Annotated in this window: 18 protein-coding genes and 1 riboswitch; of the genes, 11 read left to right on the forward strand and 7 right to left on the reverse strand. The window is 60.2% G+C overall.

Going from position 1 to position 21,234, the window contains the following annotated elements:
• The first annotated feature begins 66 nt into the window (after window positions 1–66).
• Together ACYZTS_RS17705 and ACYZTS_RS17710 are read left to right on the forward strand one after the other, a co-directional pair.
• Window positions 67–774 carry a TetR/AcrR family transcriptional regulator gene (locus tag ACYZTS_RS17705; protein WP_028622644.1) on the forward strand — a complete coding sequence of 236 codons (708 nt, stop codon included), beginning with the start codon at window positions 67–69 and terminating at the stop codon, window positions 772–774.
• Entirely contained in the window at window positions 764–1,540 is a 777-nt protein-coding gene (locus ACYZTS_RS17710; RefSeq protein ID WP_461990863.1) for a pyrroline-5-carboxylate reductase family protein, read from the forward strand. The genes ACYZTS_RS17705 and ACYZTS_RS17710 overlap by 11 nt, the downstream gene beginning before the upstream one ends.
• Window positions 1,541–2,165: 625 nt before the next feature.
• On the opposite strand, the gene ACYZTS_RS17715 is transcribed toward ACYZTS_RS17710, so the two are convergent.
• Window positions 2,166–4,202: an oxidoreductase gene (locus ACYZTS_RS17715; RefSeq protein WP_461990864.1), complete on the reverse strand. Its 2,037-nt coding sequence runs from the start codon at window positions 4,200–4,202 to the stop codon at window positions 2,166–2,168.
• Between the two features lie 261 nt (window positions 4,203–4,463).
• On the opposite strand from ACYZTS_RS17715, the gene ACYZTS_RS17720 reads away from it, so the two are divergent.
• Both ACYZTS_RS17720 and ACYZTS_RS17725 read left to right on the forward strand, forming a co-directional pair.
• Complete coding sequence (locus tag ACYZTS_RS17720) at window positions 4,464–5,372, forward strand: glycine betaine ABC transporter substrate-binding protein (RefSeq protein WP_461990866.1); 909 nt, start codon at window positions 4,464–4,466, stop codon at window positions 5,370–5,372.
• A 280-nt stretch (window positions 5,373–5,652) separates the two neighbouring features.
• Entirely contained in the window at window positions 5,653–7,329 is a 1,677-nt protein-coding gene (locus ACYZTS_RS17725; RefSeq protein WP_461990868.1) for an MFS transporter, read from the forward strand.
• 59 nt (window positions 7,330–7,388) lie between these two features.
• Here ACYZTS_RS17725 and ACYZTS_RS17730 read toward each other — a convergent pair whose 3' ends face one another.
• The 4 genes from ACYZTS_RS17730 to ACYZTS_RS17745 form a co-directional block, all read right to left on the reverse strand.
• Window positions 7,389–8,177 (reverse strand): ABC transporter ATP-binding protein, encoded by a 789-nt coding sequence (locus tag ACYZTS_RS17730; RefSeq protein WP_028622649.1) that lies wholly within the window; start codon window positions 8,175–8,177, stop codon window positions 7,389–7,391.
• Complete coding sequence (locus ACYZTS_RS17735) at window positions 8,174–9,178, reverse strand: FecCD family ABC transporter permease (RefSeq protein ID WP_461996469.1); 1,005 nt, start codon at window positions 9,176–9,178, stop codon at window positions 8,174–8,176. Before ACYZTS_RS17735 ends, ACYZTS_RS17730 begins: the two co-directional genes overlap by 4 nt.
• Before the next feature lie 8 nt (window positions 9,179–9,186).
• Entirely contained in the window at window positions 9,187–10,203 is a 1,017-nt protein-coding gene (locus tag ACYZTS_RS17740) for an ABC transporter substrate-binding protein (protein ID WP_461990871.1), read from the reverse strand.
• Window positions 10,204–10,324: 121 nt separating this feature from the next.
• Window positions 10,325–10,520: riboswitch (cobalamin riboswitch) on the reverse strand.
• 62 nt (window positions 10,521–10,582) lie between these two features.
• A complete protein-coding gene (locus tag ACYZTS_RS17745; protein ID WP_461990873.1) occupies window positions 10,583–11,149 on the reverse strand; it encodes a chorismate mutase in 567 nt (188 codons plus the stop codon).
• Window positions 11,150–11,306: 157 nt separating this feature from the next.
• Between ACYZTS_RS17745 and ACYZTS_RS17750 the strand changes: the two genes are divergently transcribed.
• Window positions 11,307–12,317, forward strand: a complete 1,011-nt coding sequence (locus tag ACYZTS_RS17750; protein ID WP_461990874.1) for a GlxA family transcriptional regulator — start codon at window positions 11,307–11,309, stop codon at window positions 12,315–12,317.
• Window positions 12,318–12,356: 39 nt separating this feature from the next.
• Here the strand turns inward: ACYZTS_RS17750 and ACYZTS_RS17755 are convergent, their stop codons facing one another.
• Window positions 12,357–14,066, reverse strand: coding sequence for an amidase (locus ACYZTS_RS17755; RefSeq protein WP_461990876.1), 1,710 nt, complete (start codon window positions 14,064–14,066; stop codon window positions 12,357–12,359).
• 228 nt (window positions 14,067–14,294) lie between these two features.
• Between ACYZTS_RS17755 and ACYZTS_RS17760 the strand changes: the two genes are divergently transcribed.
• The 4 genes from ACYZTS_RS17760 to ACYZTS_RS17775 all read left to right on the forward strand — a co-directional run bounded on the left by ACYZTS_RS17760 (window position 14,295) and on the right by ACYZTS_RS17775 (window position 17,321).
• Window positions 14,295–14,519, forward strand: coding sequence for a DUF2188 domain-containing protein (locus ACYZTS_RS17760; RefSeq protein WP_028622655.1), 225 nt, complete (start codon window positions 14,295–14,297; stop codon window positions 14,517–14,519).
• Window positions 14,520–14,915: 396 nt separating this feature from the next.
• Window positions 14,916–15,800: a manganese catalase family protein gene (locus tag ACYZTS_RS17765; protein ID WP_461990879.1), complete on the forward strand. Its 885-nt coding sequence runs from the start codon at window positions 14,916–14,918 to the stop codon at window positions 15,798–15,800.
• A 298-nt stretch (window positions 15,801–16,098) separates the two neighbouring features.
• Complete coding sequence (locus ACYZTS_RS17770; protein ID WP_236645628.1) at window positions 16,099–16,977, forward strand: ZIP family metal transporter; 879 nt, start codon at window positions 16,099–16,101, stop codon at window positions 16,975–16,977.
• Between the two features lie 125 nt (window positions 16,978–17,102).
• Window positions 17,103–17,321 carry a KGG domain-containing protein gene (locus ACYZTS_RS17775; RefSeq protein WP_461990880.1) on the forward strand — a complete coding sequence of 73 codons (219 nt, stop codon included), beginning with the start codon at window positions 17,103–17,105 and terminating at the stop codon, window positions 17,319–17,321.
• A gap of 238 nt (window positions 17,322–17,559) precedes the next feature.
• Here ACYZTS_RS17775 and galE read toward each other — a convergent pair whose 3' ends face one another.
• Window positions 17,560–18,588, reverse strand: coding sequence for a UDP-glucose 4-epimerase GalE (galE, locus tag ACYZTS_RS17780; RefSeq protein ID WP_461990882.1), 1,029 nt, complete (start codon window positions 18,586–18,588; stop codon window positions 17,560–17,562).
• 284 nt (window positions 18,589–18,872) lie between these two features.
• Between galE and ACYZTS_RS17785 the strand changes: the two genes are divergently transcribed.
• Window positions 18,873–20,048: a glycosyltransferase family 1 protein gene (locus tag ACYZTS_RS17785; protein WP_461990884.1), complete on the forward strand. Its 1,176-nt coding sequence runs from the start codon at window positions 18,873–18,875 to the stop codon at window positions 20,046–20,048.
• On the forward strand, window positions 20,036–21,217 hold the full coding sequence (glf, locus tag ACYZTS_RS17790; protein WP_028622947.1) for a UDP-galactopyranose mutase: 1,182 nt from the start codon (window positions 20,036–20,038) through the stop codon (window positions 21,215–21,217). The genes ACYZTS_RS17785 and glf overlap by 13 nt, the downstream gene beginning before the upstream one ends.
• The last annotated feature ends 17 nt before the right edge of the window (window positions 21,218–21,234 follow it).

The following is a 21,234-nucleotide window of genomic DNA, read 5'->3' on the forward strand; positions in this document are numbered from 1 at the left end:
TGTGTACGCAATGGAGTCCGCGCGGTAAAGTGGGGCAGAATTTCTGTTTCAGGGTGGATTCCGAACATGTCGCAAGCAGCAAAAACGCGCACCAAGGCGCAGGATGCGGGATGGCGCGGCTCGGTCGATGGCTGGCTGGATGCAGCCTATGAAGCGCTGAAGGAATCCGGGGTCGACGCGGTGCGCGTGATGCCGCTAGCCAAGCGACTGAACCTGTCGCGCACCAGTTTCTACTGGTTTTATTCAGACCGCGAACAGCTGCTGGCCGCGCTGCTGGCACGCTGGCGCGACAAGAACACCGGCGGGCTGCTTACCCAGAGCGAGAGCTATGCGGAGAGCATTAGCGAAGCGATCCTCAACGTTTTCGAATGCTGGCTGAATCCTGAGTTGTTCGACTCGCAATTCGAATTCGCGGTGCGCAGTTGGGCTCTGCAGTCTGAGGAGGTAACCGCCGAAATTGCGCGCGCCGACGAGGCGCGGATCAACGCGTTGGCGGCGATGTTCCGCCGTTTTGGCTACGAGCCTGAGGCCGCTGACACACGGGCGCGGACGATTTACCTGACGCAGATCGGTTACATCTCCATGAAAACCAACGAAGACGTGATTGTGCGGTTTCGGCGCATTCCGCAGTACGTCAGTGTGTTTACCGGCAAGGTTCCTAAGCGGCGCGAGCTCGACCGCTTTTTCGGCAAGTTCGGTTATGCGGAGAAAGAGCCTGGGGTGTTTGTGGCACTGGTCGACACCTTTGCGCAGGCGGATCCCGATGCAGAATAAGACGCTGGGGATTATTGGCGGCACCGGGATGCTGGGGCGGGCGATTGCCAGATCGCTGCTGGAGCGCAGCGTCGTGAGTGCCGATCGTCTGCTGATTTCCAATCGCTCGGGTGCTGGCACGTTCGGGCCGCAGGTGCGGGTACTGGCGGATAATCAGCAGTTGGTGGACCTGAGTGACATTGTCGTTCTGTCGATCAGGCCCGAGCAGTTTCGCGAGTTGACGATCCATGCGCGAGGCAAAACGGTCGTCTCGCTGATGGCGGGTGTGCCTGCCTCTTTGATCTGCGAAGCTACCGGAGCAGACCGGGTGGTTCGGGCGATGCCGAATGCTGCGGTGCAAATACGCCAGTCGTACACCCCGTGGTTCAGTGCCGGCGCGCTGGATGAACACGATCGGCAATTTGTGCAGCAGATGTTCGAGTGCGTGGGCACGGCGGATGAAGTGCCGAACGAAGATTGCATCGACTACCTCAGTGCTTTGTCGGGTACCGGGCCGGCGTTTCCGGCGCTGCTGTACAAAGCGCTGGTCAGCCAGGCGATTCTCGCCGGTATTCCCGAAGCCATCGCCCATCGCGCCGCCCATGGCGTGGTGGTCGGCGGCGGGCAGTTGCTGGCCGATAACGACCCGTTGCAGATGCTCGAAACCCTCGAGGCCTACCGCGGCGTCACCGCAGCGGCGCTGCAAGCGATGACCGATCAGCACATCGAAAGCATCATCGGGAATGCCGTGAAGCAAGGCGCGGACCTGGCCCGTAAAGGCCTGTAACCACCCCTGAAATTGCGGTCGCACACAATTGCGTAGGAGCTGCGGTGTGCAGAGGATTTGTGGCCTACCACCATCCCGTAGGAGCAAGCTTGCTCGCGATGAGGCCGGCACAGTCAGTATCAATGTTGCCTGACCCACCGCCATCGCGAGCAAGCTTGCTCCTACGGCAGATCGGCGGCGTGCACAGGATTAGCGCTCGAACACAATTTCGTAGGAGCAAGCTTGCTCGCGATGAGGCCGGCACAGTCAGTATCAATGTTGCCTGACCCGCCGCCATCGCGAGCAAGCTTGCTCCTACGGTAGATCGGCGGTGTGCAGAGGATTTGCGCTCGAACACAATTCCGTAGGAGCAAGCTTGCTCGCGATGAGGCCTGCACAGTCAGCATCAATTTGCCTGACCCACCGCCATCGCGAGCAAGCTTGCTCCTACGGTAGATCGGCGGCGTGCAGAGGATTTGCGCTCGAACACAATTCCGTAGGAGCAAGCTTGCTCGCGATGAGGCCGGCACAGTCAGCATCGATGTTGCCTGACCCGCCGCCATCGTCGGAACGCCGCCCCGACCAAGCTTCGCTCCTGCAGATATGTGGCCTGGACAGAAAATGTGATCTGCCGGGACCCATTCGCTCAGAGGTCTTTCACCAACCTCAACGCATCGTAAATCGCTGCATGGGTATTGCGTGCAGCCACCGCGTCGCCAATTCTGAACAATTGAAACAGGCCCTGCGGGTGGGTGATGATGTTTTGCGGGTGGCCGGCGATGAGATCGTGGTGTTCCACCGCGCCGCCGTTGCGCGAATGCGGGCGCAGCTCGAAATACAGGTCGTCCAGCGGAATTGTCCCGTGATTGACCACCACCTGATCGACCACGCGCTGCTTGTTCACTGCTCCGTAATCGCTGCCGAACGTCGCAACAAGTTTGCCGTCGCGCCGTTCCACCGACTCGACCCGATACGTTACGGTAAACGTCACGTCCAGGTCCTGCAGACTGCGCATGTACGGCACCAGGTTCATGGCCATCACTTCGGGCGCAAACGACCGGTCCGGTGTAACGATTTCTACAGTCGCACCACTGCGCGCAATAACTTCCGCAGCCTGCAGCGCTGCATGATCACCAGCGTCATCGAAAATCAGCACATTGCGCCCCGGTTTTACGTCGCCGGAAATAATGTCCCAGGTCGACACCACCAGCTCATTGCCCTGGCGCAACACCTCGGTGTGCGGCAAGCCGCCGGTGGCGACGATCACCACATCCGGCTCATGCGCCAGCACGGTGTCGGCTTCGGCCCAGGTGTTGAAGTGGAATTTCACCCCCAGCCGCTCGCACTGCGCCATACGCCAATCGATGATACCGATCATCTCGCGGCGCCGTTCGCTCAACGCCGTCAGGCGGATCTGCCCGCCGGGCTGGTCGGCCGCCTCCAGCACGGTCACGTCATGCCCGCGTTCGCCCGCGACTCGCGCCGCTTCCAGTCCCGCCGGGCCGCTGCCGATCACCAACACTTTGCGCTTGAGCGCCGCCTTGGCAATGTCGTGAGGCATGCTGGTTTCGCGGCCGGTCGCCGCGTTGTGAATGCAATAGGCGGCGCCGCCCTGATAGATGCGGTCCAGGCAATAGTTGGCGCCCACACACGGGCGAATGTCTTCCTCGCGCTTCTCGATGATCTTGCGCACGATGTGCGGATCGGTCATGTGCGCGCGGGTCATGCCGACCATGTCGACCTTGCCCGAAGCGATCGCATAGCGCGCAGTGGCAACGTCAGGAATCTTTGCCGCGTGGAACGTCGGAAAGCCTGTTGCCGAACGAATCTCACCAGCAAAATCCAGGTGCGGCGAGTTGCGCATGCCCTGGATCGGGATCACATCGGTCAGGCCCGCATCGGTATCGATATGCCCGCGCACCACGTTGAGAAAATCAACCAGACCGCTGTCCTTGAGCATGTGCGAAACCTGCAGCCCCTCGCTCGCGTTGAAACCACCGGGCAGGGTTTCATCACCGGTGTAGCGCACGCCGAGCAGAAAATTCTCGCCGACGCGCTGGCGAATCCCGCGCAAAATATCGAAGGTGAAGCGCATGCGGTTCTCCAGCGACCCGCCATATTGGCCGTCGAGGTCGTTGGTCAGCGGTGACCAGAACTGATCCATCAAATGCCCGTACGCTTGCAATTCCAAGCCATCGAGCCCTGCGGCTTGCATGCGTTCGGCAGCGTCGACGTAGTCCTTGATGATGCGCTCAATGTCCCAGTCTTCCATTTTCTTCGGGAACGAACGGTGCGACGCCTCGCGCCGGTGCGAGGGTGAAACCACCGGCAACCAGTCAGCCTTGTCCCACCGCGTGCGGCGACCCAGATGAGTCAACTGGATCATCACCGCCGCGCCGTGTTCGTGGCATTCGTCCGTCAGGTCCTTCAGCCATCCCACCACCTCGTCCTTGTACGCAAGGATGTTGTTGAACACCGGCGGACTGTCTCGCGATACCGCGGCGGACCCCGCCGTCATGGTCAGGGCAACGCCGGCCTTTGCACGTTCGACGTGATAGGCGCGGTACAGCGCCTGGGGCATGCCGTCCACGGGATACGCCGGTTCGTGCGCGGTCGTCATGATCCGGTTGCGCAGGGTCAGGTGCTTGATTTTATAGGGTTGCAGCAGGGGATCACTGGACATTTCAGAGGCGCTCCAGGTTGGGCATCATCAGACTCGGCGACTTGAAACTAGGATAAATGTACACGGGTGTCAATCATCGCTGACACACGTGTACATTTCTCTTGCGTGGCTTGAAAGCCGGGCATAAGATCAGCTTCGAAAGGGCCGCGACGAAAGTCACGAGGCCCCGACGATGAAGCAGCCCGAGACTGCAGCCATCACGACCGTAAGGCCGTTCAAGTGAAGCAAGCTGCCTATCCCATCCCAATAGGAAGACGCCTGATGAACGCTCATTCGCCGTATCGAAAAGTAGCCAGCGCTTGCCTGGCAGGCCTGGTTCTGGCCGCCAGCGCCACGTGGACCCACGCCGCCGATCGACCGCCGATCCGCATTGGCTGGGTCAACTGGTCCGACACCGAAATCACCGTCAAACTGGCCACTACCGCGTTGCAGGAACACCTCAAGCAACCGGTCAAACTGGTCATGGCCGATATCGGCATCCAGTTTCAGGCGCTGGCCAACGGCAACATCGATCTGATCCCGATGGTCTGGCTACCGAGCACCCACAAGGCGTTTTACGACAAGCACAAGGATCGCCTGGAAGACCTCGGCGTTCTCTATGAAGGGCGCATCGGCATGGCCGTGCCGACGTCGATCCCGATCAGCGAAATCTCCAGCGTCGAGGACCTCAACAAGCCGGCGGTCAGGGAAAAGCTCGAGGGCAAGATCCTCACCTCGGAAGTCGGTAACGGCCAGTACAAGCTCACGGTCCAGGCCATCGAGGAATACAAACTCACCGGTTACAAGCTGGTGGCGTCCTCGGAGAGCGGCATGCTCAACGAGCTGGATCGCAACCTCAAACGCAATAAATGGTCGTTGGTCAACGCCTGGAGCCCGCACTGGATGTTCTCCAAATGGTCGCTGCGCTACCTTGACGACCCCAAGAAGATTTTCGGCGGCGCCGAGCAGATTCACGCCGTGGCGCGCAAGGGTTTCAGTGCGCAGTACCCGGAAGTGGCGTACTTCTTCGCTCACTATTCGATCCCCCAGGCTGACCTCGAAGCATTGATGATGCAGGCACGTGAAACGTCTTCGGATAAAGCCGTGGCTGCCTATTACGCCGCGAACAAGCCGCGTTTCGAAGCCATGTTCGAGCAGGGCGCGCAAAGCGTCAGCAGCCGCCAGCCGTGAGTTGAATCACCGCAAACGCGGCACGCACCCCAGGCTGACAGGGCTTTTGTCAGGGAAATTGACCGATTTCCAGACGATGGCCCGGATTTACGCATGATGGCGAGTGGATATCTGGCAGAACATGATTATGCTTCCTTCAAAGGCTTTGCAGCGATGCAAGGCCTTTTGCCTGTTGCACGCTTCGCGCACACCGTAATCCGATGACATCAGCCCTGGGGCCTGGGTGCGGCAAATGGTAGTGAGGTACTCCGGCCTACAACAAGAAAGACGGAGATGACCCATGGCCGCAATCGACAACACTTCTACAGGCAGCACGCCCAAACACACGATTACCAAAGAGGAGCGCAAGGTCATCTTTGCCTCGTCTTTGGGCACGGTGTTCGAGTGGTACGACTTTTACCTGTACGGTTCCCTCGCGGCGATCATCGCCAAACACTTCTTTGCCGGCGTCAACGAGACAACGGCGTTCATCTTTGCGCTGCTGGCATTTGCTGCAGGTTTCGCGGTTAGACCCTTCGGCGCCATCGTGTTCGGCCGGCTGGGCGACATGATCGGGCGCAAACACACCTTCCTGATCACTATTGTGATTATGGGCGTCTCCACCGCCATCGTCGGTTTTCTACCGGGGTACGCAACGATAGGGGTTGCGGCGCCGATCATCCTGATCACCTTGCGCTTGCTGCAGGGCCTGGCGCTCGGTGGCGAATATGGCGGCGCGGCGACCTACGTGGCCGAGCATGCACCCAAGGGCCGCCGCGGGTTTTTCACCTCGTGGATTCAAACCACCGCGACCCTTGGCCTGTTCATGTCGCTGCTGGTGATCCTCACCTGCCGCACCATTCTGGGCACTGAAGCTTTTGAGGCGTGGGGCTGGCGGATACCGTTCCTGCTGTCGATCCTGCTGCTGATCGTCTCGGTCTATATCCGCCTGCAACTGAGCGAGTCGCCGGTGTTCCTGAAAATGAAGGCCGAAGGCAAGTCATCCAAGGCGCCGCTGACCGAGTCTTTCGCCCGCTGGGACAACCTGAAAATTGTCATCATGGCGCTGCTTGGCGGCACTGCGGGCCAGGCAGTCGTGTGGTACACCGGGCAGTTCTACGCGCTGTTCTTCCTCCTGCAAACCCTGAAGATAGACGCGCAGACCGCTAACCTGCTGATCGCCGGCTCGTTGCTGATCGGCACGCCGTTCTTCGTGATTTTCGGCAGCCTGTCGGACCGCATCGGGCGTAAGGGCATCATCATGGCCGGCTGCATTCTTGCGGCGCTGACCTACTTTCCGATCTTCCATGCGCTGACCCAGTACGGTAACCCCGATGTGTTCACCGCGCAGGCGAAGAACCCGGTGACGGTGATTGCTGATCCCAACCAGTGTTCGTTCCAGTTCGACCCGGTGGGTAAGGCCAAATTCACCAGCTCCTGCGACCTCGCCAAGACCCAGTTGGCCAGGAAAGCCATCCCGTACAAGAACGAAGAAGCGCCGGCGGGAACAGTCGCGCAAGTACGGATTGGCGACAGGGTCATCCCGAGCTTCGAAGGCACCGACATGCCGGGCGCCGATTTCAAGGCTCGCAACGACGCCTTCATCGCGACCTTGGGTGGTGCGCTTAAGGAAGCCGGTTACCCGGAGAAAGCCGACCCGGCGAAAACCAACTATCCGATGGTGCTGCTCCTGCTGACCATCCTGGTGATCTATGTGACCATGGTTTACGGGCCAATCGCGGCGTGGCTGGTGGAACTGTTCCCGGCGCGCATTCGCTACACCTCGATGTCGCTGCCGTATCACATCGGTAACGGCTGGTTCGGCGGGTTCCTGCCGACCGTGGCATTCGCGATGGTTGCCGCGACCGGCGACATCTACTACGGCCTGTGGTACCCGATCGTGATCGCCCTGATGACAGCGGTACTCGGGATCTTCTTCCTCCCGGAAACCAAAGACCGCGACATCAACCACTCCTGAAACCAGTGTCTGCCCTTTCCCGTGAGGGGGAGGGCAGCGCTATTTGCTTCACACCGGCTTCAAGCCGGCCTGATCCGCAGAATCTGCGCGCCGTCGAACGGGTCGACCAGGTAGTGCGCCTGCACGCCAAATGTCTCGCGCAAACGGTGGGGCGTCAGCACTTCCAGTGGTTTGCCCAGCGCCACTAGACGCCCGCGTTCGAGCACCGCCAGACGGTCGCAACTCAACGCCTGATTCAGGTCATGCAGGGCGATCAGCGTGGTCACTGGCAACGATTGCACGACTTGCATAATCGCCAGTTGATGCTGGATATCCAGGTGATTGGTCGGCTCGTCAAGCAGCAGAATCTGTGGACGCTGGGCCAGTGCGCGGGCGATGTGCACGCGTTGGCGTTCGCCGCCGGACAGACTGTGCCAGCTGCGTCTTTCAAGATGCGCCGCATCGACATCGCGCAACGCCTGCTGGACGATGGCGTCATCCTCACTCGACCATGGGCGCAAGGCCGACAGCCAGGGCGTGCGGCCGAGGGCGACGGCGTCAAATACGCTGATGGTGTCCAGCGTATCGGCCTGTTGCTCGACCACGGCGAGGGTCTGCGCAATCGCACGTCGCGCCACCGATTTGAGTGTTTTGCCATTGAGGTAGACGGCGCCCCGGCCGGGGATGCGCAAACCGGCCAACAGTTTCAGCAGGGTGGATTTGCCCGAGCCATTGGGCCCGACAATGCCCAGGGTTTCGCCGCGTCGCACCTCCAGATTGACGTTGTGCAAAAGCTCGACGTCGCGAACATGAAACCCCAGGCCTTCACATCGCAACACGGCGTCGCCAACAGACTGCACGGCATTCATCGCGCATTCCTTCGGCCGATCAGAATCAGCGCGAACACCGGCGCGCCGACCAGCGCGGTGATGACGCCCACCGGGATCACCTGGCCTTTGATCAGCGTGCGCGAGAGGATGTCGGCGGCAATCAGGAACACCGCGCCCCCCAGCGCACTGGCCGGCAACAGGCGGGCATGTTGGGTGCCCAACAACAGCCGCGCAGCGTGGGGGATGACCAGCCCGACGAAGCCGATCGAGCCGACAATCGAGACCATCACCGCCGTCACCAGCGCCGCGCAACTGATCAGCAGAAATTGCACGGGACGCACCGCGATGCCTAGCGAGGCGGCCGAGTCGGCACCAAACGTGAAGGCGTCGAGTGTGCGCCGATGCCACAGGCAAACAAGCAAACCGACCAACGCCACTGGAACCGCCAGCCACACTGACGGCCAGCGCACCCCGCTGAGATTGCCCAAGAGCCAGAACATGATGCCGCGCGCCTGTTCGGCGCTGGCCGACTTGGTGATCAGAAACGCGGTCAGCGCATTAAACAACTGCGAGCCGGCGATCCCCGCCAGAATAATCTGCCCGGTTCGCCCCGGCGCACCGCTGGCCCGCGCCAGCAACACCACCACCGCGAAGGCTGCCACCGCGCCGGCAAACGCGCCGACTGACAGCGAAATCAGCCCCGCACCCAAGCCCAGCAGCGTCACCAGCACGGCGCCGGTCGAGGCACCGGCGGAAATGCCCAGCAGATAAGGATCGGCCAACGGGTTGCGCAACAGCGATTGCAGAATCACCCCGCACGTCGCCAGCCCGGCACCACAGGCCGCGGCGACCAGGGCGCGGGTCAGGCGGTAATTCCAGACGATGCCTTCATCGATCGGGTCGAGCACATGACCGGCGGCCCACAGTTTGTTCGCGAGCACCTGAAACACCACGCCCGGCTCAATGGCCGTTTCACCGATGGTCACGCCGGCAATCACTGCCGCCAGTAAGGTCACCAGCGCGAGGACTGTACGCATCAGCATCGCCGTCATTGCCCCAGGTCGTAGCCGTGGATGGCCGTCGCCAGGGTTTCCAGACCCTCGAACATGCGCACACTGGCCTGCATGGCCATCGCATCGAGAATGATGATGCGGTTGTGTTTCACCGCGTCCATGTTGCGGGTGACCGGGTCGCTGCGCAGGAATTCGAGTTTTTTCAGGTGGTCGTCAGCCGGGAAGCGGCGGCGGTCCATGCGCGCGATCACCAGAAAGGTCGGGTTGGCCTTGGCGATGGTTTCCCAGCCCACGGTCGGCCATTCTTCGTCGGATTCCACCACGTTGCGCACGCCCAGGGTGTTGAGCATGAAATCGGGAATGCCTTTGTGTCCGGCAACGTAAGGGTCGATGTCGAGGCTGGCGCTGGAGAACCAGAACAGTGCGCTGGTGTGGCGCAAATCCTTGTTCTGCGCGGCCGTCGCCACCGACTTCGCCAGGCTGGCCTTGAGCGTTGCTATCAGTTGTTGGCCGCGCGCCTGCACGTTGAAAATCTGCGCCAGTTGGCTGATGCTTTTGTACAGGCTGTCAACGCGAAAGGCTTCGAGCCGCGTGCCGTCGGCGCCGACCAGGTTGTCCTTGGCTTCGCAATCGGAGGGTATCAGGTAGGTCGCGATGTTCATCTCATGAAACTGCTCGCGGGTGCCGACCGCGCCTTGCGGCCCGACCATCCATTCCAGCTCGACGGCGACCAGTTGCGGACGCTTGCCGATCACCGCTTCAAAACTCGGTTCGTTGTCGGCCAGACGCTCGATGCGGTCATTGACGGGCTGGTATTGCGCCAACACATTGTTGAACCACAACGAAGTGCCGACCACCTTGTCGCTCAGGCCCATGGCGTAGAGCATCTCGGTGCCGGCCTGGCCAATGGTCACCGCGCGGCTCGGCGCCTGGGCAAACGTCAGCGTGCTGCCGCAGTTTTCCACCGTCAGGGGATAGTGAGTCGGTGCCGCATGGGCGAGGGTGGAAAAACCCAAGGCAGTGACGAGGGTGGCAAGGCGCGACAGCCGCATGACGCAATCTCCGGTTGACCGTACATAAAAGCAGGGTACGGACTGGAAACACATCGTTGATCGCTGCCGTTGTAACTCGGGAACCGGGCGCAAGGATGTCCTTCCCGGACACCCCGCCGGTTAGTGATTTGCTTGGCCGGCAGGTCTCCTGACTGATGCGTCGTCGCCTGGCTCCAGCCTTCCCGGGAATCATCCCAGTGGCAGTTGAGGAGCAGGCTCGGCATCTACAGTTGCGGGGGCAGTTCCGTTTGATGCCATGCAAGGCACCTCGGATTCCCTATTAATCCCATTTGGAAACCGGCGGCGGGCATGGTAGTCGATCGGGCGTCGTAGCGGTCCGGATTTTTTTCAGCGGGTGCGATGTCGAGGAGGCCTGGCGTCAGCGGCCGACGGCACACAGTTCACCGGACGCGCGGATCAGCGCCTGACCGTGCAGTTGATCCTTGATCAACGTTGCGCGGGTCTTGCCCAGCCAGTGCGGGCAATCCGGGTCGGTGCGATACCGCGAAAAAGCCGCATATTGCTGCAACAGACGCTGCTGCAACTGATCCAGTTGCGGGCGAATCTGCTTCTCCAGATCTAGTCGAGGGGTAGGGGGCGCCTTGCCCGCTGCCTGCCATTGCGCAAGTCGCCCGTATTGCACCACTTTGCTGGCCTCAATCTGCGCGGCGATCAGGTCGGCGAACTCGTCCGCGTTGACCTTGTTCTGCGTGGCCTGCCTGCGTGCATCGGCGATGACCAGCGCCTCCCGCGCGTTGTCCTGGATCGGCTTGCCGCTGTCCCACTTGGCCAACGCCGCCAGATCGCCGATGTTCAGGCGTTCGTACATGGTCGCCAGCAGCGGTTGCAGACTGTCGGGTGCCGGCGAAGGCGTGGCGGCGTGTCCGGCGCCCGCGAACAGAGCGAGCAGGGCGGCGAGCAGCGGCAAACGGGAAGAGCGGCACATAAGCAAACCTCTTGGATCGCGCGGTCATGGTTATGTACCACAGGTGCGAGGGGGCATGTATCAGGATTGATATATTTGTCGAAGATCTACGGTTAGCATGGCGTTTCATCAGCGCACCTGACGCCAGGTTCATCAACGCAGCCGAGTGAGTCGCACCTTGACCGAAAGACGTCAATTCAGCGGTGGCATGAAGGGCAAAAACCTCCGCTATCTGAATGAGCCATCTCAGCCGGCTCGGATCACCCGCACCGGTTTCCTGCTGCTTGAGCATTTCTCCCTGCCCGCATTCACCCAAGCGCTGGACACGATCGTCACGGCCAATCTGCTGCGCCCGGGTTTGTTCTCATCGCGCACCTTCGGCCTGCATGACGGCGAGGTCATCAGCGACCTCGGTCTGGTGATCCGCCCCGACGGGCGCATCGATACATCGGCAATCCATGACCTCGATCTGTTGGTGATTTGCGGCGGCTACCGCACCGAACTGAACGCCGGCGATGAACTCAACTACTTGCTGCGGCTGGCGGCGGATCACGGCGTTATCCTTGCCGGCCTGTGGAACGGCGCGTGGTTTCTCGGCAGCGCGGGGGTGCTCGATGGCTACCGCTGTGCGATTCACCCCGAGCACCGTCCGGCACTGGCGGAAATTTCCAAAGCCACCCATGTCACCAGCGAACCTTATGTGATCGATCGAGACCGGCTTACCGCGTCCAGCCCTTCGGGGGCTTTTCACATGGCGCTGGACTGGATCAAGGGCTTGCACGACAAGGCGCTGGTTGAAGGCATCGAGGATATTCTGGCGTTCGAGGAATCGCGCTATCGGCGCATCAAGCTGGCGGAAAATGTCTGCGTCAGTGCACCGCTGCGAGAAGTGGTGAAGCTGATGGACGCCAACCTTGAAGAACCGCTGGAACTGGAGCAGTTGGCGATTTACGCCGGTCGTTCACGCCGCCAGCTGGAGCGTTTGTTCAAGGAACAACTGGGTACCACGCCGCAACGCTATTACATGGAGCTGCGCATCACCGAGGCCCGGCGGTTACTGCAGCACACGGAACTGTCCCAGGTGGACGTACTGGTGGCTTGTGGCTTTGTGTCGCCCAGCCACTTCAGTAAATGCTACAGCGCCTATTTCGGCTATCGGCCGTCCAAGGAAAAGCGTCTGGTCAAGTAGCCTTGGAGAGGCGGGACTGAATGCTCCAGTCCCGATTTTTCAGCGGGCAGACAGCGGCGGAGTGCGCGGCGGGATCAGGCGTTTTGACCCTGTCGATTCGAATGCCGAGGCGAAGCGCAACAGGTTGGAATCGTCGTAGGCGCGCCCGGCAAATGTCAGCCCGACCGGCATGCCGATATCTGCCATCACGCCCATCGGCACCGTCACCGTGGGCACGCCGAGATGACGGATGGCGAGGTTGCCGTTGGCCACCCAGACGCCGTTGCTCCAGGCAATATCGGCCGACGCTGGCTCGATATCGGCATTGGCCGGTGCGACGTCTGCGACGGTCGGGAACAGCACCGCATCCAGGCCCAGTTCATCCATCCAGTCCTCAAGGTCGATGCGCCGGGTTTGCTCGAGCCCGCGCAAGCCGTCCGCCACCGTGCTGATTTCATTCCACGGCGTGATGCCGCGTTCAGCCATGCGCACGTATTCGTCCATGCCGGCGACGAGATCGCCTTCACGGTTGGGCAGGGTGCCGGGGTCGTGCGGGAAAATCAGCGGGCCGTCGACATCCACAAGGCGGTTCAGCTGCGGATCGCCGTTGGCTTGCAGAAAATCATCGAAGGCCCAGGCGGTCAGGTCCCACAATTCGTGGTGGAGAAATTCCTTGGACACCAGGCCTCGCGTGAACACCGTCGGTGCGCCTGGACGATCGCCTTCGCAATTGGAGACCAGCGGGAAGTCGACGTCGATCACTTGCGCGCCGGCAGCTTCGAGCGCGTGTCGGGCCTCTTGCCAAAGGGCGATGACCGAAGGCCGCGTGTTGATCCGTTGGCCCGTTGGCCCGCCAATGCCGGGCGCCTGCGCGGTGCCTGCGTCGGGGTCGGCGTTGATGTACATGCGCGGTATGCCGAAGCGCTTGCCGGCCAGCGCAGCGCTATCAGCCGCCAATTGCGGATAAGCGGCCGGGCGCACCGAGGCAACGCTCGGAATCGGCACCCAGGGTTGCAAACGCCACAAATCGCCGCGGGTGTCGGGGTCTTCCGCGACCACCACATCGAGCACTTCCAGCAGATCCGCCATGGTTCTGGCGAACGGCACAACCACGTCCATCGTCGGCGTCAGCGGCCAGTTGCCGCGCACCGAGATCACCCCGCGTGACGGCGTGTAGGCGCACAGACCATTGTTCGACGCCGGCCCGCGACCGCTCGACCAGGTTTCTTCGGCGAGGCCGAAGGCAGCGAAACTGGCGGCCGTCGCTGTGCCTGCACCATTGGAGGAACCCGAGGCAAAAGGCGCGGTGAGGTAGTCGCCGTTATACGGGCTCTCCGCCCGGCCATAGACGCCGCGTTGCATGCCGCCGTTGGCCATCGGCGGCATGTTGGTTTTACCCAGGCAGATCGCCCCGGCGCCGCGCAGCCGTTCAATAGTGAATGCGTCGCGATGGGCCAGCAGATTGACGAAGGCCGGGCTGCCCGACGCAGCGGTCAGACCTTTCACCAGGTAGCTGTCCTTGGCGGTGTAAGGAATGCCATCGAGCGGGCCGAGTGTTTCGCCTTTGGCCCTGCGCGCGTCGGATGCGCGTGCCTCTTCCAGTGCTTGCGGGTTATGCACCACGACTGCGTTCAGCGCGGTCGGGGTGGTCGGCCCGTCGAAGGCTTCGATCCGCTCCAGATAGGCCTGAACCAGTTCGACCGCCGTGGTCCGGCCGGATTCGAGCGCCGCACGCAGCTCGGCAATGGAAACTTCAGTCACTTCAATCATGCGCTGACCACCGTGGTTGTGCCGATGGCAGGGAATTCGCTGGTGTTGGAATAGGCGTTCATATCGGTTCTCGTTGCACTGAATACGCGACAGGGTGTGAGCTGTAGCCTGAGGTGGCCTATTTAACACCAAGCAGGGTCATCCCCCGACCACTTTTTAAACTCATGACGAGGGCAGCGGTCAACAGCACACCACATCGCTAATGCGCCACGGGCGCGAGGAGATCGGATGGACAACTATCACATCACCAAAACCGACACCGGCTGGTCATTGAAAAAGCAAGGCGCGGACCGTGCTTCGAAAACGGCTTCGACCAAGGCGGAAATCATCAAACTGGCGCGCGAATTTCTGGACGGCAAAACTGCGTCCCTGAAAATTCACCGCGAGGACGGCACCCTCGAAGAAGAACGCACCTTCCCGCGTTCTGCCGATCCGAGCAAAAGCAAAGGTTGATGGTGACTGCCGTCAGTGATAACCACGATTCTGTAGCAGCTGGCGCAGCCTGCGTCCGGCTGCGAAGCAGTCGTAAGTCCAGAGATCACGGTTGTCCTGATTCCCCGCGTTGACCGGTTTACGATTGCTTCGCAGCCGGACGCAGGCTGCGCCAGCTGCTACAAAGACCAGATCCGCTCCGGGTGCAATATAGACGAATCGGCGCTGTAGAAAGTTTGAGCGCACGCAGTAGCGCGCCGACGACCGGGCGTTAAATCGGGGTTTCATGCCGCTCGTCGCGAGGCGCCAATTTTTTTAAAATTTTCAAACGGGACCGTGCTTCAGATAACTGTGGGCGCCGCATTCGAGCCATCCCCGGATGAGTATCGGCGCCTTTTGGCCTGAGGAGATCCAGTCATGTTTTTACATAACAAGCGACTTCAATACACCGTGCGGGTTGCTCAACCCAATCCAGGGTTGGCTAACCTGTTGCTCGAACAATTTGGCGGGGCACAAGGTGAGCTGGCAGCCGCCTCCCGCTACTTCACCCAGGCGTTGGCCGAAGATGATCCAGGCAGGAAAGATCTGCTGATGGACATCGCCACCGAAGAACTCAGTCACCTTGAGATCGTCGGTTCGATCATCGTCATGCTCAACAAGGGCGCAAAAGGCCGTTTGGCTGAAGGCGTGGAAGAAGAGGGCGAGCTATACCGTGCCATCAACGGCGCGGGCAACGACTCGCACATCACCCAGATCCTGTATGGCGCCGGTGCGCCACTGACCAACTCGGCCGGAGTGCCGTGGTCGGCGGCTTACATCGATACCATTGGCGAGCCTACCGCGGACATGCGTTCCAACATTGCCGCCGAGTCCCGCGCGAAGATTGTCTACGAACGCTTGATGAACGTCACCGATGACCCCGGCGTGAAAGAAGCGCTGGGCTTTCTCATGACGCGTGAGATCGCGCATCAACTGTCCTTCGAGAAAGCGCTGCACTCGATCCAGCCGAACTTCCCCCAAGGCAAATTGCCCGGCAATCCGGAGTTCACCAACGTCTACTACAACATGTCCCAGGGCGAAGGCAGCACTCGCGGGCCGTGGAATCAGGGCGACGATTGGGAATTTGTGGAAGAGCCAATGCCGGCCGTTGATGGCGGCGATGGCACGGCCAGCGTCGAGTTGAGTGCCGATGAAGAAGAACTGTTGATGGACATGAAGGCCCGCACGATGTCCGACCCCGACAGTGACCCAATGACCGGTGCTGATATCGGTTCCGGGTTGCTGGTCAAACCCGATGTGTGAAGCGTCACTGCGTTCACCGCACGCCGATAAGGCGTGCGGTGCCTTTAAGTTGCTACAGTTGGTAGAGGTGAGAAGCAATGGTTGCAAAATCCAGAGGTCTGTCCGTCAATTTCGTTGAAGATGTTTCGGGTCTGTTCAACGCGACCGCCAGGTCATTTGAACAAGAGGCCCAGCGCATTACCCGGCAAATACAGGCGGGCGTCTCACGAACAGGCAACAAACGGGCAAACGGTCGGTAGGAGGTTTTATGTCGGATCCAGCTTCGTCTGGTGCACATCCATCGCGTTCATGGCTCGAAATGGCCAAGAGCGGTAGCTGGCCGGGCGTTCTGTTCTGGTTAACCTTGATTGTCGTCACACTGCTGTTGCTCTTTAGCGGTTATAGCGCATTGACCGAATCAAACCCGCAAGTGCTGCGCTACGCCATGCTCGGTGGCGCGGCAGGTTTTGGCGCGACAGCGCTGGGCGCGACATTGGCGTTGGTGCTGCGCGACGTGGCTGTGCGCACCCAGGACACCATGCTCGGCTTTGCCGCCGGCATGATGCTGGCGGCGAGTTCTTTTTCGTTGATTCTCCCCGGTATTGCGGCTGCTGAATCCATCACCGGCAACAAGATGATTGCGGCTGCCGTCGTTGTATTCGGCATGGCGTTGGGCGTGGCATTGATGGTCGGTCTCGACCGTTTTGTCCCCCATGAACACCAGAAGAGCGGTCGCCGTGGGCCGGATGTCCAGCGGCTCAACCGGGTGTGGTTGTTTGTGCTGGCGATTACTCTGCATAACCTGCCGGAAGGCATGGCCATTGGTGTCAGCTTCGCCGACGGTGACATGAAAGTCGGGCTGCCGCTGACGACTGCGATTGCCATTCAGGACATTCCGGAAGGCTTGGCCATTGCGCTGGCGCTGCGGGTGACGGGTATCTCTTCGATTCGTGCGGCATTGGTCGCCATAGGGTCCGGGCTGATGGAACCTTTGGGCGCAATTATCGGGCTGGGTGTTTCGTCGGGTTTTGCGTTGGGCTACCCCGTGGCGTTGGGGCTGGCGGCTGGCGCGATGATTTTCGTGGTGTCCCACGAGGTAATTCCCGAGACCCACCGTAACGGTCATGAAACACCCGCGACCTTGGGTTTGATGCTTGGCTTTGGTGTGATGATGTTCCTCGATACGTCGCTGGGTTAAAGTGGAATCGAGAGCGGTGCCCGCTCGTCGTGACGTGTGCATTTCGATCAAACTTTCGGCTTGCTGCACCTCTCGGAATTAAACGAGCCCCGTGCTCGATTCCAGCAATGTAGAGGTGAACGAAAATGGCTAATACCGGAAACAAAAACACCGGAAACTTCGCCGATGACAAGCAGAAAGCTTCTGAAGCCGGTAAGAAAGGCGGCCAGGCTTCGGGTAGCGCTTCGGGCAGCGGCGGACAAGGCAGCGGTCGCGGCGGCAACTTCGCCGACGACAAGCAAAAAGCCTCGGAAGCAGGCAAAAAAGGAGGTCAAAGCTCCGGCGGTGGCGCGCGTAAGTCTTAATGCCGCGTGACACCTTTCAAGCCCTGCCAGTGCGGGGCTTGATTCGTTTTAGAGGCCGTACAACCCCGCACTTCGTAGCAGCTGGCGCAGCCTGCGTCCGACTGCGCAGCAGTCGTAAAATCATCCTGCGCAGTGAATCAGGCTTATCGCGTGATTTGGATTAGCGACCGCTGCGCAGCCGGACGCAGGCTGCGCCAGCTGCTACACAGACCGACGCAGGCTGCGACAGGTTTATCGGTTAGCTCACCAACGCTGCCGCTTCGTAACCTTTGGGATTCTGACACTGCCAGCGCCAGGCATCCCGCAACATTTCATCCAGATCTCGTGTCGCACGCCAGCCCAGCTGACGCTCGGCCTTGCCCGGGTCGGCCCAGCATTGAGCAATGTCGCCACTGCGGCGAGGGCTGTAGTTCAAGGGAACGGGCACCCCGGAAATGCGCTCGAACGCGCGCACCACTTCAAGTACCGAATAACCGCACCCGGTGCCGAGGTTCCACACATGCACGCCGGTTTTGTGTTGCAGGTAATCCAGCGCTTTGAGATGTCCCGCCGCCAGGTCCATCACATGGATGTAATCGCGTACACCGGTGCCGTCGGGTGTGGCGTAGTCGTCGCCGAAGACATTCAGCGCGTCGCGCTCTCCGGTGGCTACCTGCAACAGATACGGCAGCAGATTATTCGGTGTATTGGTTGACGCTTCACCCAGACCGCCGCTGCGATGCGCGCCGATCGGATTGAAGTAGCGCAACAGACCCACCGACCAGCGTTCATCCGACCGGGCAATGCTGGTCATGACATGCTCGGCCATGAGTTTTGAATGGCCATAAGGGTTGGCCGGCTGACCCGGCACACAGGCTTCGTTGATCGGCATCTGCGCACAATCGCCATAGACGGTCGCCGAGGAGCTGAACAACAACGTGTGCACGCCAGCATTCGCCATCGCCTGGCATAACGTCACGCTGCCGCTGACATTGGTTTCGAAATAACGCAACGGTTCGCGCACGCTCTCGCCCACGGCTTTCAGGCCGGCGCAATGCACTACGGCATCGATGGGGTAATCATCAAAAATCCGCTCGAGCAGCGTGCGATTGCGCACATCACCCTTAATGAAGCCCGGTCGCGCACCGGCGATTGCGGCGACTCGTTCTATCGCGACTCGCGAGCTGTTGCACAGGTTGTCCAGTATCAAGACATCGTGGCCTTTGCGCAGTAGTTCCACGCATACGTGGGCCCCGATATAGCCAGCACCTCCGGTCACCAAAATCATGATCCCACCCTCATCCCGAGGCGAGCAAAGTTGCGTCGCTTGTAGTTATGGGGTCGGCATATCCGACTAGTTCAGAGAATTAGTGCGACCGGTACATACCCTTCATCCGCTTTAAACAAAAGGCTTTTGAACGCTGGCGATACGCAGTGCCTCAAAACCTTAGAAGCGTGCAGAAGGTGATAGCCAATCACGGAATCTGCTCTTCAGTCGCATGGGTTAGCGTCGAAGTCAGGTGGTTACTCTGCTTCGAATTTTGTTTTGGCAATGACCGAAAGGAAATTTTTATGAATCTTCTTGAGCAACCTGACTCGCAACTGACACCGACTTCCCTGTCCACCGATCCGCACCTCGCGCTGTCTTTGCGTCCTGTTCTGTTGTGCCTGTCGCACTTACGCTGGGGCTTTGTTTATCAGCGCCCGCAACATGTAATGTCGCGCCTGGCCAAGGACTACGATGTGCTGTTTTTCGAAGAGCCGATTCACGATGCCGAAGACATCGCCTGGCTCGAACAGTCGCAACCGTCCGAGGGTGTGACTGTCCTCGTGCCGCACATGCGCGGCGGCCTCGATCCGCAGCAAATCAACGCTACCCAGCGGCAATTGCTGGACGACTACCTGGCAGTCCAGGCGCCGTCGCAATTGTTGTTGTGGTACCTGACGCCGATGAGTCTGGATTTCACCTCGCACCTCGAAGGGCAGGTCACCATTTTCGACTGCATGGATGAACTGTCCGCCTTCAAAGGCGCACCCAGGGAACTGGTGGAAAAAGAACGGCAGTTGATGAATCGGGCCGACGTGGTATTCACCGGTGGTTACAGCCTTTGGGAAGCCAAGCGCAAACTTCACGCAAACGCGCATGCCGTGCCCAGCAGTGTTGACCTCAAGCATTTCGGTGCCGCACGCCAATCGCCTGCTGAACCGGCCGATCAGATAAATATTGCCCATCCTCGGCTGGGATTTTTCGGCGTGATAGACGAGCGCTTCGACGTCGCGCTAGTCGATGAACTGGCCCGCCAGCGGCCGCAATGGCAAATCGTATTAATCGGTCCGGTGGTCAAGATCGACCCGGCGATGCTGCCGCGTTATCCCAATATTCATTATCTGGGCAGCAAGGATTATTCGCAGTTGCCGGCGTACCTGGCCGGTTGGGATGTTGCGCTGATGCCGTTCGCCCTGAACGAATCGACTCGCTTCATCAGCCCCACCAAAACACCGGAATACCTCGCAGGCGGATGCGCCGTGGTCTCCACACCCATCACTGATGTCGTGCGCACTTACGGCGACAGCGGCGTGGTAAAAATCGCCGCGTCGGCGACTGAATTCATCGCTGCCATCGAGAGCATTCTGACCGATGACAGCGACACCGCAGCGTTCACCCAACGCATCGACACCGTCCTCGACGGCATGTCATGGGACAAGACCTGCGCCGTGATGAAGGAGCAGATCGAATGCCTGAGATAACCCTGCAATCTGCCATCGACGGCTCCGCTGCGAAACGCTACGACTACCTGATCGTGGGTGCCGGATTTGCCGGCAGCGTTCTGGCTGAGCGTCTGGCTGGCGGCCTCGGTAAACGCGTCCTGCTGATCGATCGGCGCGAGCACATTGGTGGCAACGCCTATGACCATTTCGATGAGGCCGGCGTCATGGTTCATCGATACGGTCCGCACATCTTCCACACCAATGCCGAGCGGATCGTTCAGTACCTATCGAAATTTACCGAATGGCGCCCGTATGAACATCGTGTGCTGGCGCAGGTGTCTGAGCACCTGGTGCCCATCCCCATCAACCTGACAACACTCAACACGTTGTATGGCTTGAACATGACCGAGCCACAAGCCGCCGAATTTCTGGCCAGCCGTGCGCAACCGGTGGAGAGCATTCGTACCTCGGAAGATGTGGTGATCAACCAGGTCGGTCGGGAACTCTATGAAATGTTTTTCCGTGGTTACACGCGCAAACAATGGGGCCTCGATCCGTCGGACCTCGACAAATCGGTGACCTCGCGCGTGCCGACCCGCACTAACAGTGACGATCGCTATTTCGGTGACACCTTTCAAATGATGCCGCTGGACGGCTACACGCGCATGTTCGAACGCATGCTCGAACACCCGAACATCGACATCCTGCTGAGCACCGACTTCATCGGTGTGCGCGATCAGGTCAGCTACGACCACCTCGTTTACAGCGGTCCCGTCGATGAGTATTACGATTATTGCTTCGGCAAGCTGCCATACCGCTCGTTGAAATTTCAGCACGAAACGCTCAATCAGGCGCAGTTTCAGCCGGTGTCGGTGGTCAACTATCCCGACGAAGCGGTGCCCTATACGCGCATCACCGAATACAAACACCTGACCGGGCAAACCCACCCGCTGACCAGCATCAGTTACGAATATCCCTGTGCGGACGGCGATCCCTATTACCCAGTGCCGCGTCCGGAGAATGCCGAGTTGTACAAGCGCTACAAGGCGCTGGCCGACACCACGCCGAACGTGACTTTTCTCGGTCGGCTGGGGACCTACAAGTACTACAACATGGATCAGGTAGTCGGCCAGGCGTTGGCACTTTATCAACGCATCGCTGAAGCAGCCACCGAGGCGAATGTGCCGGCCGATGGAGTGGAGTCATGATCGCCGCCGAGCCGGCC

The organism is Pseudomonas sp. TMB3-21, assembly GCF_054898145.1.